General features: G+C 55.9%; 12 protein-coding genes. 7 read left to right on the plus strand and 5 right to left on the minus strand.

Features of this window, described 5'->3' with window-relative positions; all coding sequences use genetic code 11:
• Positions 1-6 precede the first annotated feature (6 nt).
• Complete coding sequence (locus OU789_RS09605; protein WP_274655357.1) at positions 7-423, plus strand: hypothetical protein; 417 nt, start codon at positions 7-9, stop codon at positions 421-423.
• A 4-nt stretch (positions 424-427) separates the two neighbouring features.
• On the opposite strand, the gene OU789_RS09610 is transcribed toward OU789_RS09605, so the two are convergent.
• Positions 428-1,819 (minus strand): MATE family efflux transporter, encoded by a 1,392-nt coding sequence (locus tag OU789_RS09610; protein WP_274655358.1) that lies wholly within the window; start codon positions 1,817-1,819, stop codon positions 428-430.
• An 80-nt stretch (positions 1,820-1,899) separates the two neighbouring features.
• Complete coding sequence (gene ppk2, locus OU789_RS09615; RefSeq protein WP_274655359.1) at positions 1,900-2,889, minus strand: polyphosphate kinase 2; 990 nt, start codon at positions 2,887-2,889, stop codon at positions 1,900-1,902.
• A gap of 184 nt (positions 2,890-3,073) precedes the next feature.
• Here ppk2 and OU789_RS09620 point away from each other — a divergent pair, with 184 nt between their 5' ends.
• From OU789_RS09620 to OU789_RS09635, 4 genes are all read left to right on the plus strand, one after another.
• A complete protein-coding gene (locus OU789_RS09620; protein WP_274655360.1) occupies positions 3,074-3,460 on the plus strand; it encodes a DUF1761 domain-containing protein in 387 nt (128 codons plus the stop codon).
• A gap of 90 nt (positions 3,461-3,550) precedes the next feature.
• On the plus strand, positions 3,551-4,696 hold the full coding sequence (locus tag OU789_RS09625; protein ID WP_274655361.1) for a trans-sulfuration enzyme family protein: 1,146 nt from the start codon (positions 3,551-3,553) through the stop codon (positions 4,694-4,696).
• Between the two features lie 109 nt (positions 4,697-4,805).
• Positions 4,806-6,767, plus strand: a complete 1,962-nt coding sequence (gene parE / locus OU789_RS09630) for a DNA topoisomerase IV subunit B (protein WP_274655362.1) — start codon at positions 4,806-4,808, stop codon at positions 6,765-6,767.
• A gap of 12 nt (positions 6,768-6,779) precedes the next feature.
• Positions 6,780-7,571: a hypothetical protein gene (locus OU789_RS09635; protein WP_274655363.1), complete on the plus strand. Its 792-nt coding sequence runs from the start codon at positions 6,780-6,782 to the stop codon at positions 7,569-7,571.
• 246 nt (positions 7,572-7,817) lie between these two features.
• Here OU789_RS09635 and OU789_RS09640 read toward each other — a convergent pair whose 3' ends face one another.
• From OU789_RS09640 to proS, 3 genes are read right to left on the minus strand one after another with little or no spacing between them, the layout of a single operon-like run.
• The gene (locus OU789_RS09640) at positions 7,818-8,498 is read right to left on the minus strand and encodes an ABC transporter ATP-binding protein (RefSeq protein WP_274655364.1); all 681 of its coding nucleotides are present in this window, start codon (positions 8,496-8,498) and stop codon (positions 7,818-7,820) included.
• Entirely contained in the window at positions 8,491-9,792 is a 1,302-nt protein-coding gene (locus OU789_RS09645) for a lipoprotein-releasing ABC transporter permease subunit (RefSeq protein WP_274655365.1), read from the minus strand. Before OU789_RS09645 ends, OU789_RS09640 begins: the two co-directional genes overlap by 8 nt.
• A gap of 50 nt (positions 9,793-9,842) precedes the next feature.
• On the minus strand, positions 9,843-11,180 hold the full coding sequence (proS, locus tag OU789_RS09650; protein ID WP_274655366.1) for a proline--tRNA ligase: 1,338 nt from the start codon (positions 11,178-11,180) through the stop codon (positions 9,843-9,845).
• Between the two features lie 158 nt (positions 11,181-11,338).
• Here proS and OU789_RS09655 point away from each other — a divergent pair, with 158 nt between their 5' ends.
• Positions 11,339-12,430, plus strand: a complete 1,092-nt coding sequence (locus OU789_RS09655) for an AI-2E family transporter (RefSeq protein WP_263952627.1) — start codon at positions 11,339-11,341, stop codon at positions 12,428-12,430.
• Complete coding sequence (locus tag OU789_RS09660; protein ID WP_274655367.1) at positions 12,430-13,107, plus strand: DnaA ATPase domain-containing protein; 678 nt, start codon at positions 12,430-12,432, stop codon at positions 13,105-13,107. Before OU789_RS09655 ends, OU789_RS09660 begins: the two co-directional genes overlap by 1 nt.
• Positions 13,108-13,143 lie beyond the last annotated feature (36 nt).

The raw sequence follows: 13,143 nt of genomic DNA on the forward strand, positions 1-13,143 counted from the left end.
GCAGTATTGGTGAACGAACTTCCGGAACTCTATTTTCGCATCAGAGACAATGGCGCGGCGGTGTTCCGGATCGACACCGAGAACCGCCAACGCCGGATCGAGATGCAGCAAATCGCCGTTGTGAACACCCGCAACGGCGAAATCAAACCGCATGGCGGACGCAGCCTCACCGAGCAGGAAACCACCGAAATTTCTGACTGGCTCCGCGCGCGGCAGGAGTTGCTCGCCGCCCGCGAGAAAGACGAGATTCACCGCGTCGTTGACACACTCAACCGAACCGCTCACTGGGCGCAGTCCAACAAGGCCAGCCCTGAAGCGCTCGAAGAGGTTACGGATTCACTGCTTTTGGCAATGCACGACCTGCGCGCTGTTCTCGTGCGCAGGAAGGCAGAGCGCCTAACTGAAGGCGCAAAAGACGACTAGAGCGTTAAACTGCGGGCGGAGCCTCAACCGATTTCGTCGGCGGATACTCGTGGATTTTGACTGAGCGTTTCCAGAACCGCAGGTTCAGCAAGACCGCTGCGAGGCTCAGGCCGACCACAAGACCGATCCAGACGCCTTCCGCGCCCCAACCAAACACAAAGCCGCAGATATAGCTCGCAGGTGCACCAAACACCCAATAAGAAATCCCTGCCATCCACATGGGAACGCGAGCATCTTGAACGCCGCGCAGCAAGCCCAGCGCCATAACCTGAAGGCTATCGGCAAGTTGGAAGATCGCGGCATACACCAACAGGCCAGTGCCCATCGCAATGATTTCGGGCCGCAACGGATCTTCTGGATCGATGAACAATCCAATCAGGAACTGTGGAACCAGAAGGAATGCCGCCATCGCGATGAAAGACAGTGCCGCCGACATGCCGGTTGCCATATAGGCACCACGGCGCAGATGCTCTTCATCACCATTGCCCAGCGCGCGCCCTGCACGGATTGTCGCCGCAGCAGACAAGCCCAGATGCACCATGAATGCCGCCCCACCCAATTGCAGAGCAATCCCATGCGCCGCCAATGGAATAGCGCCAAGCCACCCCACCATGATCGCAGCGAAATTGAACAGGCCGACTTCGGCAAGGTTCGTCAGGCCAATGGGCAAGCCCAGTCGGAACACCTGTTTGAACGCATCCCAATCAGGCCGCCAGAACCGCACAAATAGCTCATGCTCAGGCAGTTTGCGCAACGAATAGGCCGCCCAATATACGAACATCATCGTGTTCACAGCCAGCGACGCGATCGCTGCACCGCGAATACCGAGCTCCGGCGCTCCGAAGTTTCCGAAGATAAACAGATAGTTAAAGACGATGTTCAACGCCACAGCCCAAAGCGAGGCATATAGAACGGGCCGCGTCAGTTCGAGCGCAGACAGATAGCTCCGAATAACGGTGCCGCTGATCGCCATGAACATGCCTGGCGCCGAAATCCGCAAATACCTTTGCGCGAGTTCCGCGAGCTCTGGCTCCTGCCCCATCCAGAGGAAAATGGGTTCAGAAAAGATCATCGGCGTCATAACGGCCGCTGAATACAACAGCCCGATCCACAGCCCCATGCGCGTATACCGCCGGATCGCGGTTGTATCGCCCTGCGCATCCGCCGTCGCAACAAGAGGCGTAACGGCAAAGGCAAAACCAGACCCGAGAATAAACAGAATAAACGCAAACCCTGTTGCCAAAACAGCAGCAGCAAGGGACTCGACCGAATACCACCCAAGCATGATGGTATCCGTCATATGGACAGCAAACTGCGCCAGTTGGCTGCCGATCAACGGCAAGCCAAGCAACAGAATGGCCTTGAGGTGGCCGCGATATGAAAGGGCTTGAGTCATCCATACGGATTACGCCCGATTTCGCAGTTTGACAATCACCACATTGTACTGTGGCAATTTCTTACCTATCGCAAAACAACTTAGCCGCGATTTACCTTGCGCTGATCAGGGTGAAGCGACGTCCCGAGGATATGGTCCGATCCGTGAATCACATGGTTCGCACCACCAACAATCAGCGGGTCTGGCGCTTTGGCAACGGCGTGGTCCTTATCCGGATAGTCGATCGTGCTCAGGAAATGATACATACAGTTTAGCCGCGCACGTTTCTTGTCATTGGATTTGATGATGGTCCACGGCGCATCAGCGGTGTCGGTATAAAAGAACATCGCTTCTTTGGCCTCTGTGTAATCATCCCATTTCGCAAGGCTGGCCACATCAATCGGAGAGAGCTTCCAGCGCTTCAGCGGATCGGTCTTGCGCGAGTCAAACCGGCGCTGCTGTTCGTCCCGCGTTACCGAGAACCAGTATTTATACAAACGAATACCGCTGCGTGTAATCATGCGCTCTAACTCGGGCGTCTGCCGCATGAACTCTAGGTATTCGTTCGGCTCGCAAAAGCCCATAACCCGCTCGACCCCCGCGCGGTTGTACCAAGAGCGGTCATAAAACACCATTTCGCCAGCCGTCGGCAGATGCTGGATATAACGCTGAAAGAACCACTGACCTCTTTCCTCATCCGTTGGCTTGTTCAACGCCACGACACGTGCCTCGCGCGGGTTCAAGTGCTCCATAAACCGTTTGATCGTACCGCCCTTCCCCGCAGCATCACGCCCCTCAAACAGGAACACAAACTTCTGCCCTGTTTCCTTGACCCACTTCTGCACCTTCAGCAACTCGATCTGGATCAGGGCTTTCTGCGCCTCATACTCCTTGGCGCGCATCTTTTCGGCATAGGGATAGGTGCCCGTTTCAAACGCAAGCCGAACCGCATCCCGCCCATTGGCGACATTCACGAATGAATCAACAAGCGCATCCGCCTGCGCCCCCTCGGTCGCGCCATTCGCGCGGTCTTCGGTGTTTGTCGTTGCTTTTCCGGCCGGTTTCTTGGTGTTTGAATTTGGTGTCGCCATCCCGCTCTCCTTCGCAGTCTTGTTCAAGAACAGCGTTACACCCAGGGCGCAAACCCTGCATTGAGGTGCATCAAACCCAGCAACAGTTTTTCCTGAACGCAGTCCAAAACCCCGAAATCTCTAGGTGATTCACGGAAATCAGCGCAAAATATCCCCGCGACAGAACAATAAGAAAGGAAACGACATGGCAGAATTGACGACAAATGTTAGTTGGCTTGCAGTTATCGTTGGCGCGGTAGCAGCTTTCCTTGTGGGGTGGCTTTGGTATTCCCCGAAACTCTTTGGCGAGAAATGGGCCGAAGGCGTTGGCGTAAGCCTTGGCAGCGCCGATAAGATGCCCGCGGCCGCTATGATCAGCCAAGCTCTTGGGCTCTTTCTCATGAGTTGGTTTGTTGCCGTCACAGCAGCCTCCAACCTCCTCCTCACGGTAATCCTCGCGACTGTTGCCTTTACCATCATGGGCTACGCCAATGCCGCATTCGCGGGGCATAGCACCTATGCCCGCAACGTTAATGCAGGGTATTGGCTCGTTGCGCTTGTGATCATGATTATCTGTAACGGCATTTTCTAAACAAAACCTGTAGCGGCGCATTGCACTTGCGCCGCCTTGCGCATGTCCATCTTTCTGCGATACTCCGACGCGCAAACTGGAGGCAGAGAGATGGCAAATCCCCAAAAACCAGCAACAATCGCAGCGCAGGCCGCGGGCCAAACAGACCAAACAACAGGCGGCGTGACGCCAGCGATCCATCCCGCGACGACCTTTCTGCGTGACGAAAACTATGACCTCGTCGCCCCGCAAAACACCTATCTGCGTGATCAAAACGAAAACGCACGCGCCGCAGAAGCCGTTTTGAAACAGTTGGAAAACGCCGCCGACACGTTGCTATTCCCCTCCGGCATGGCCGCCATCGCCGCCATGTTCCGAAGCCTGCCAAACCGCGCAACTGTGCTTGTTCAATCCGGCATTTACTGGGGCACGACCAAATGGATTCGCGATTTCTGTGCCCGTCGCGAGATTACCCTCCACGAGGCCGACGCCAGCGATACAGAGGCCTTCACAGCCCAGATTTCCGCCCAAAAACCTAACCTCGTGATGATCGAAACCCCGTCAAATCCGTGGCTCAAAATCAGCGACATCACCGCCATCGCCGCGGCAACCCATGCCGAAAATGGCCTCCTGATGGTCGACTCCACCGCTGCAACGCCCGTTCTGAGCCGCCCGTTGGACCTTGGCGCGGATGTCGTGATGCATTCCGCGACCAAAGCGATCAACGGCCATTCCGACGTGCTCGCCGGCGTCCTTTCCTGCGCCGATGCAGAGGCCGATTTTTGGCGTACAATCCAGACAGACCGCCATGATGCGGGCGCTGTCATCGGACCCTTCGAGGCGTGGCTTCTACTGCGAGGCATGCGGACTTTGCCCCTTCGTGTCGAGCGCATGTCGCAATCCGCCCTGTCTCTCGCGGAAAAACTCGAGGCACATCCGAAAGTCGAACGCGTGTTCTATCCCGGATTGCCAAGCCACACCGCCAATGAGCTTGCCAAGTCGCAAATGAACGGCGGATTTGGTGGGCTGCTTTCTGTTTGCGTAAAAGGCGGCGCGCGTGAGGCTCTTGCCGTTGCGGGCAAACTCAGCCTTTTCCACCGCGCAACATCTCTTGGTGGTGTTGAAAGCCTTGTCGAGCATCGCCACACGATCGAGCCCCATACCGGCATCCCCGAAAACCTGCTGCGCCTCTCTGTCGGCATCGAAGACGTGGGCGATCTTTGGGCCGACCTTGAAAACGCCCTCGCGCAGGTGTGACGCAAGCAAATACCGTCACCAAACGCGTCGAATTTCAACCGTGGCCGCTTGCTTGCCACGGCGCCTGCTGTCACAATAGAACGAACCAAAACCAACAAACGAGCAGCCAATGGCCAACGACCTTCTTGCCGGTTCCGAGATCGAAAAAGATTATGACGCCTCCTCGATCCAGGTGCTCGAAGATATGGAACACGTCCGCCTCCGCCCCGGTATGTATATCGGTGGCATCGATGAGCGCGCCTTCCATCACCTCGTGGCCGAAATTGTTGACAACTCGATGGACGAGGCCGTCGCCGGACACGCCACCCGCATCGAAGTCGAGCTTCACGCGGATTACTCCGTAACCATCCGCGACAACGGCCGCGGCATCCCAATTGATCCGCACCCCAAAGACCCAAGCAAAACCGCGCTCGAAATCATCTTCTGCACCCTAAACGCGGGCGGAAAATTCGGCGGCGATGCCTATGAAACCTCCGGCGGATTGCACGGTGTTGGCTCTTCGGTCGTGAATGCGCTCTCGGATTACCTGCGCGTCGAAGTTGCTAAAAACAAAGAGCTTTACGCGATGGAATTCTCCCGCGGCATCCCCAAAGGACCGCTTGAGAAGATCGGCGCCGCCCCCAACCGACGCGGCACCAGCGTGACCTTTCACCCAGATGCGGAAATCTTCGGCAGTCAAAAGTTCAAACCCAAACGCCTGTTCCAAATGGCGCGCTCCAAGGCGTACCTATTCTCCGGTGTCGAAATCCGCTGGAAATCAGCCATTGAAGACGGCGACACGCCCACAGAAGCCACATTCCACTTCCCTGGCGGTCTCGCTGACTACCTCACAGAAACGCTCGGCGGATCAACGACTTACGCTGATGCCCCCTTTGCCGGAAAAGTCGGCTTCCAAGAGAAGTTCGGGGTTCCGGGTTCTGTTGAGTGGGCGATAAACTGGACCCCGGCCCGCGATGGCTTCATCCAGTCCTATACCAACACCGTCCCAACACCCGAGGGCGGCACCCATGTGGCCGGTTTCTGGGCGGCGATCCTCAAAGGCATCCGCGCTTACGGCGAGCTCGTCTCGAACAAGAAAGCTGCCCAAATCACCCGCGAAGACCTGATGACAGGCGGCTGCGCTTTGGTGTCCTGCTTTATCCGAGATCCGCAATTCGTTGGCCAAACCAAAGACAGGCTCTCTACCGAAGCAGCACAGAAAATGGTCGAAAACTCCGTGCGGGACCATTTCGACAACTGGCTCGCCAACGATACGAAAGCCGCCGGCGCGATTCTCGATTACCTCGTCCTACGCGCCGAAGAGCGGCTGCGGCGACGTCAGGAAAAAGAAACACAGCGCAAATCCGCCACCAAGAAACTGCGGCTGCCGGGGAAGTTGACCGATTGCTCGTCCAATTCCCGCGAAGGCACGGAACTGTTTATCGTGGAGGGGGACTCTGCGGGTGGTTCTGCCAAAATGGCGCGGGATCGCAAGACCCAAGCCCTCCTGCCCCTGCGTGGTAAAATCCTCAACGTCCTTGGCGCGGCCTCGAACAAGATCGGGACAAACGCGGAAATCAACGATCTCTGCCAAGCGCTCGGCGTTGGATTGGGCAGCAAGTTTAACGTGGACGATCTACGCTATGATAAGGTCATCATCATGACCGATGCGGATGTGGACGGCGCGCATATTGCCTCGCTCCTCATGACGTTCTTCTTCACCCAAATGCGCCCGATGATCGACACAGGGCACCTCTATCTTGCCTGCCCGCCACTGTTTCGCCTGACCCAAGGCGCGAAGCGGGTGTATTGCATTGATGAGGCCGAAAAAGACGCCCACCTTGCAAAAGGGATTGGCGGCAAAGGCCGGATCGATGTTTCGCGCTTCAAAGGCCTTGGTGAAATGGACGCCAAAGACCTCAAAGAAACCACCATGAACCCAGCCACCCGCAAGCTCATCCGCGTCACGATTGATGAGGACGAACCCGGCGAAACCGGAGACCTCGTCGAACGTTTGATGGGGAAAAAGCCGGAGAAACGGTTCCAGTACATTCAGGAGAACGCAAGGTTCGTTGAAGAGCTGGATTTGTGAAGGGGGATGTAAATGAAACGACTTTCGTTTCGACGCGCCAAACAACAAGAATTCCTCAAAACGATCTCCACCTTAATTAAACACGGGGCCGAATGGGAAGACATTTTTCTCAAACTTGCGACACTGCAAGCCTCTTTATTGAAGAAGATTACAAGGCTGAGCGTAACGCTTTCAGTTTGCTACCTTGCTCTATATTCTTTTCAATCTGACACCTCAGCTACGCTGTCGATCCTTTCTGTCAAAGTTATTGTTCCTCAAGCTTTTATCGCCGTGGTTGCCTCCGTAACATTTTGGGCGACAATTCAGTATTTTCAAGTTTACTTAATGATTTTGAGTATACGCAATTCTTACTTGTCACGACATGGTTACACGAACTTTTATCCCCAAATGTTCGCTTCTCTGGAAGGGCACGAAGACATGGCATTAATTGTGCCTCCTGTTGCTCCGAGTTTCTTGCAATACAAGTACAAGCTTCCTCAAGTTGCTATTATTCTTCAACTAACAATTTATTCGTTAATGCTTGCCCCGATAACATTTCTTTTTGTTTTCCTAGTTCAGGTGCAGATCGAAATTTTAACGCATCCCAATGCCAGTTGGATGGAATATGCGGTTTCAGGCTATGGCATCACATTGCTAGCCTATACTGCGGTAATGGCGATTATTTTCAATATGCCTTTTCGCTGTAAAAAGAACACGCATCACATACGTTGGGGTTTTCTTAGCGCGATACACAGACCAAACTTGCCTCCGCGAGCTTTTGATTGGTTAGATGACGAAAATCGACCTAGCAACCAAGAGCTATAATCTGTGAGAGACATAAATATGGCTATGATGCGGTTTGAAACTTTCAGAAGTTGTATTGTTTTCCGGCTCTTCCTCCCTGTTTGCCCCCCCACAAAGAACCAAACCAACTCGTTACTAACCGTGTCGGCCCTTAACTGGCTGACACGACTCGTTATAGCTGACAAAGCGTTAATGTTCTGTGAATGTTCGGCACGTTTCCAGCACAAATCCCGCATATGCGTTTCATATGGAAATCATATGCAAATCTTATGCCGGTTTGAGCGCCCCGCCTTCGAGCCTTACGATGCGATCCATGCGGGCGGCGAGTTCTGGGTTGTGGGTCGCGATGACCGCTGAAAGCCCCTCGTCGCGGGCGAGTGCCATTAGGGCTTCGAACACGATATCGGACGTTTCGGGATCGAGGTTTCCGGTCGGTTCATCCGCCAAGAGGAGTTTGGGCGCGTTGGCCAAAGCACGGCAGAACGCAACTCGTTGTTGCTCGCCGCCAGACATTTCCGCGGGGCGATGTTTGGCGCGCTCGGCAAGGCCAACATTGGCGAGGAGCTTTGCCGCGCGGGCCTCTGCTTCACGCGTTGAAACGGCGTTAACTAGTTGAGGAAGAACAATATTTTCCGCCGCGGAAAATTCGGGCAGCAAGTGGTGAAACTGGTACACAAACCCAACCTCGGCGCGGCGAATGCCGGTGCGTTGGCGGTCTGAAAGGCCCGAAACATCGCGCCCTGCAATCTCGATTTTGCCGCTGTCCGCGCTATCGAGGAGGCCCGCGATATGCAGCAATGTGGACTTGCCCGCGCCCGATGGGGCCACAAGCGCCACGACCTCGCCGCGCGCTACGTTGAGCGTGGCGCCCGACAGTACTGTAACCTCGTTCGGACGGCCGCGATTATAGGATTTGGCGACGTTTTCAAGGCTCAGAACATCACTCATAGCGCAGCGCCTCCACAGGGTTCATACGCGCCGCTCGCCGCGCCGGAAAAATCGTTACGACGAAGGATAGGAACAGAGAAAGTGCAACAGAAACAAGCACATCCGACAATTCCAGTTTGGCCGGAAGCTTGTAAATTCCGCGCACGGACGCATCCCAAACATCACCGCCAGACGCGCCATTTACGATGGCCAAGATTTGGTCGAAATAGATTGCAAAGAGACAGCCCGCGATCACGCCGAAGATCGTCCCGATCACCCCAACGAGCGCGCCACAAATGAAGAATACCCGCATCACCGCGCCTTCGGTCAGGCCCATCGTGCGCAGGATTCCAATGTCTCGGCCCTTGTTTTTCACCAACATAACAAGCCCCGAAATGATGTTCAGGCTGGCCACCAGAACCAGAACCGACATCAGCACGAACATCACATTATCCTCGATCTCCAACGCCCGCAGGAAACCGCCTGATGCGTCCTGCCATGTCCAGATCATTGTGCGGTCGCCGCCTGCTTCCAGCAGAGGAATAGTCAGGTCCCGAACGCTCTCTGGCTCGGCCACCATGACTTCCAACTCGTCAGCTACGCCTTCGCGATTGAAATAGCTTTGCGCCTCCGTGAAGGGCATGTAGATGCGTGTGTTATCAATGTCATAGCGCCCTGCCGTGAAGATATAAGTGACTTCATAGGCATTCACACGGGGGCTGGTACCGAAGGCGGTTTTGGCCCCGTTCGGCGAGATAAGTTTGATCGTATCACCAAGGCCAACGCCAAGCGTCCGCGCTACTTCTCGACCCACTGCAATGCCGCGATCGAAATCGGCCAGATCGCCTTCGGCTGTCTCTGGATTGGCAATGCGGGGGATGGCGGCGAGGTCGTCACGCGCAATGCCAAACACCTGTGCAAAGGCGTTTTGCTGGCCGTGGTTCGTCATGACTTGCCCTTTGACCAAAGGAGCCACGCGGATAACGCCGGACACCTGCCGGATGGCTTCGGCGCGTTCGGTGTAATCCTCGATCACGCGGCTGGGTTGGCCACCTTCATTGAGTGCCGCAGAGTTATAGATCGTGACATGGGCATTGGCGCCAAGGATCGTATCGACAAATTCCGCACGGAAGCCCGCGCGCACGGCAAGCGTAATAATCAATGCCGCAACGGCGAGCATGATGCCAATGAGGCTGATCCACGTCATGACCGACACGCCACCATCGGCACGACGGGCGCGCAAATATCGCCACGCAATCAACCACTCGAAACGCGAAAACGGGGCGGTTTGGTTTACCACTTCTGGCTCCTGCATCTGTTTGCGCAACTCTGCGCAGGTGGCGGTGAGGTGGTCAAGAGGCGCCGTTATAGCGCCTCGTAGATTGCCTTAACTTTCGCCACGGCCTCTTCGGGCGCAACCTCGACGCTTTCGCCAGTTTTGCGGCTGTTCAGTTCAACAACACCGTTCTTAAGGCCGCGCGGCCCGACTGTGATCCGCCACGGCAGACCAATGAGGTCCATCGTCGCGAATTTACCGCCAGCGCGTTCTTTGCGGTCGTCGTAAAGTGGCTCAAGCCCTGCAGCCACAAAGGCTTTGTATAGCGCATCACAAGCTGCATCGGCTTCATCATCACCCTGCTTGAGGTTGACGATTCCGACGTGGAAAGGCGTAACACCCTCGGGCCAGATAATGCCTTTGTCGTCATGGCTCGCTTCGATGATCGCACCAAGAAGGCGGCTTACACCGATGCCATGGCTGCCCATGTGAACCGGAACTTGTTCCTGATCAGCGTTCACAACTGTCGCGCCCATGCTTTCGGAATATTTGGTGCCGAAATAGAAAATCTGACCAACTTCGATGCCACGAGCCGAGCGGCGGCGTTCTTCGGGGATTTCGTTGAACAGCGCTTCGTCGTGAGTTTCGTCGGTGCGAGCATAACGGCTGGTGAATTCTTTCAGCACAGCTTCACATTCCTCGACGCTGTCGTAATCAACCTCACGGTCGCCGAATGTCAGGTCTGTCACTTCGGCGTCATAGAACACTTCGCTCTCGCCGGTTTCGGCCAACACAAGGAATTCATGGGTATAATCGCCACCAATCGGGCCACCATCCGCGCGCATCGGGATCGCCTTCAGGCCCATGCGCTCATAGGTGCGCAGGTAGCTGACCAAATGGCGGTTATAGGCGTGCAGCGCGTCCTCTTTGGTGAGGTCGAAGTTATAACCGTCTTTCATAAAGAATTCGCGGCCCCGCATCACGCCGAAACGCGGGCGGATCTCGTCGCGGAATTTCCACTGGATTTGGTAAAGCGTCAGCGGCAGGTCTTTGTAGCTGTTGACGTGCGCGCGGAAGATATCCGTGACCGCTTCCTCGTTGGTGGGACCGTAAAGCATATCGCGGTCATGGCGGTCGCGGACACGTAGCATCTCTTCGCCGTAGTCGTCATAGCGACCACTTTCCCGCCACAGATCAGCGGGCTGAATAGTGCTCATCAAAATCGGCACGTGACCCGCGCGTTCCTGCTCTTCGTTCACGATCCGCTCGATATTGCGCAGAACTTTGAGGCCAAGCGGAAGCCAGCTGTAAATCCCCGCAGCGGTCTGTTTGATCATCCCCGCGCGCAGCATGTAGCGATGGCTCACAATCTGGGCATCGGCTGGGGTCTCTTTGAGAACCGGCATGAAGTAACGGGAAAGACGCATGACAGGGGCCCTTTGTGGCAATTGACGTGTTTCCCTTGCTCTATGGCAAAAGCGTTAGGCATTCAAGGCGCGGCTGTTCGGGTTGAAATCAACGTGGCTTTACGCCACACAAGGGCAATCAACGCCCGTTCCAACGGTGACAACAAAGGAAATCAGCCATGGCCTTACCCGTTCAGACGCAAGCGAAATACTGGCTGATCGCAACCGCCGTATTCATGGTCACGCTTTGGTATCTGGGCGATGTGCTGCTCCCTTTTGTTCTTGGCGGCGCTGTGGCCTATTTCCTTGATCCGGTGGCTGACCGTCTGGAGCGTATGGGCTGCTCGCGCGCCTTGGCCACGGCGCTCATCACGATCACAGCAATCATCGCTTTCATCGTGATATCGCTTCTGATTATCCCGACGCTGGTGCGGCAAGGCAGCGATATGGCAAGCCAAATGCCGGAATATTTCGGTAAGCTGCGCGACTTTATTACCAACCGCTTTCCTGATCTTCTTGTTGCGGACAGCACAATTCACAAATCCCTTCTTGCGGTTGGCGACACGCTAAAATCCAAAGGGGGCGAGCTGCTCGAAGGGGCGTTTACCTCGGCGATGTCGCTGGTGAATGTCTTTGTTTTGCTGGTGCTGGTTCCTGTGGTTGCCTTTTACCTGCTGCTTGATTGGGACAATATGGTCGCCAAGATCGACGCGCTCTTGCCGCGCGACCACGCGCCCGTTATTCGCAAACTTGCCTCTGACATCGACAGCACACTCGCCAGTTTTGTGCGCGGGCAAGGCACTGTTTGCCTGATCCTCGGCACCTACTACGCGGTCGCGCTTATGATTGTCGGGCTTAATTTCGGGCTGGTCGCTGGCTTCGTGGCCGGAATTCTGACGTTTATCCCCTATGTCGGCGCGCTTGTCGGCGGCGCGCTGGCCATCGGGCTTGCGCTGTTCCAGTTCTGGGGCGAGTGGGGGTCGCTTATCGCTGTTGTTGTGATCTTTGTGGTCGGACAAGTGGTCGAAGGGAATGTTCTGACGCCCAAACTCGTTGGCTCTTCTGTTGGCTTGCATCCGGTATGGCTCATCTTTGCGCTGTCTGCTTTTGGGTCTATCTTTGGATTTATCGGAATGCTTGTTGCGGTTCCGGTTGCTGCGGCGCTTGGCGTTGTGGCCCGCTTTGCAATCGACAAATACATCAATGGCCGCCTCTATCAGGGGCTGGACCCCGAAGAAACGCCTGAAAATCTGGATCAAGACGAACTTTAATGCCTCAACAGCTTGCATTTGAATTGCCGGTGCGCGCTGCACTTGGCCGCGACGATTTTCTTGTTGCCCCGTCCAATTCCGTGGCCGTGGCCACCCTCGCCGATTGGGCCGCATGGCCGCTTGGAAAGATGGTGCTTGTCGGTGACGAAGGCGCGGGGAAAACCCACCTTTGCCACGTCTGGGCCGAAGACTGCGGTGCAACCGTTCTCGCGCCCGACGCGCTGCCAACCGCCGATATCGATGCGCTGGCCACCGGCCCTGTGGCCATAGACGGCGCTGATATGTTGCCGCCAGAAGCTCAAGAGCCGCTCTTTCACCTTCACAACCAGCTTGCGGCCAACGGGCAACCTCTCCTTCTTACTGGTCAATCCGCTCCGAGCCGCTGGCCCCTGACCCTGCCTGACTTGCGCAGCCGCCTTGAGGCCACCGCCGTTACCCGCATCGAAGCGCCTGACGATGCGCTTTTGGCGGGTGTCTTGGTCAAGCATTTCAACGACCGCCAAATCTCGATTGCACCCGAGGTCGTGAACTATGTCATCAAACGCGCGCCCCGCTCGCTCGGCGTTATGGGGCAGGTTTCACGCGCTCTGGATCAGACAGCATTGGCCGAAGGCCGCGCCGTAACCCGCGTGTTGGCCGCCAAGGTGTTGGACGCTCTGGACAATTCCCCCTCCTAAGGCGCATAGTTTCACCTTAGTTTTACAATCGTAGAT

The organism is Halocynthiibacter sp. C4 (assembly GCF_028823805.1).
GTDB lineage: Bacteria > Pseudomonadota > Alphaproteobacteria > Rhodobacterales > Rhodobacteraceae > Falsihalocynthiibacter > Falsihalocynthiibacter halioticoli.

What these genes read in the sequence shown, in the direction of transcription:
- OU789_RS09660 (WP_274655367.1), top strand. Translation starts at nt 12,430, where the DNA reads ATGCCTCAACAGCTTGCATTTGAATTGCCGGTGCGCGCTGCACTTGGC.
- OU789_RS09635 (WP_274655363.1), top strand. Translation starts at nt 6,780, where the DNA reads ATGAAACGACTTTCGTTTCGACGCGCCAAACAACAAGAATTCCTCAAA.
- proS (WP_274655366.1), bottom strand. Translation starts at nt 11,180, where the DNA reads ATGCGTCTTTCCCGTTACTTCATGCCGGTTCTCAAAGAGACCCCAGCC.
- OU789_RS09655 (WP_263952627.1), top strand. Translation starts at nt 11,339, where the DNA reads ATGGCCTTACCCGTTCAGACGCAAGCGAAATACTGGCTGATCGCAACC.
- ppk2 (WP_274655359.1), bottom strand. Translation starts at nt 2,889, where the DNA reads ATGGCGACACCAAATTCAAACACCAAGAAACCGGCCGGAAAAGCAACG.
- OU789_RS09640 (WP_274655364.1), bottom strand. Translation starts at nt 8,498, where the DNA reads ATGAGTGATGTTCTGAGCCTTGAAAACGTCGCCAAATCCTATAATCGC.
- OU789_RS09645 (WP_274655365.1), bottom strand. Translation starts at nt 9,792, where the DNA reads ATGCAGGAGCCAGAAGTGGTAAACCAAACCGCCCCGTTTTCGCGTTTC.
- parE (WP_274655362.1), top strand. Translation starts at nt 4,806, where the DNA reads ATGGCCAACGACCTTCTTGCCGGTTCCGAGATCGAAAAAGATTATGAC.
- OU789_RS09625 (WP_274655361.1), top strand. Translation starts at nt 3,551, where the DNA reads ATGGCAAATCCCCAAAAACCAGCAACAATCGCAGCGCAGGCCGCGGGC.
- OU789_RS09610 (WP_274655358.1), bottom strand. Translation starts at nt 1,819, where the DNA reads ATGACTCAAGCCCTTTCATATCGCGGCCACCTCAAGGCCATTCTGTTG.
- OU789_RS09620 (WP_274655360.1), top strand. Translation starts at nt 3,074, where the DNA reads ATGGCAGAATTGACGACAAATGTTAGTTGGCTTGCAGTTATCGTTGGC.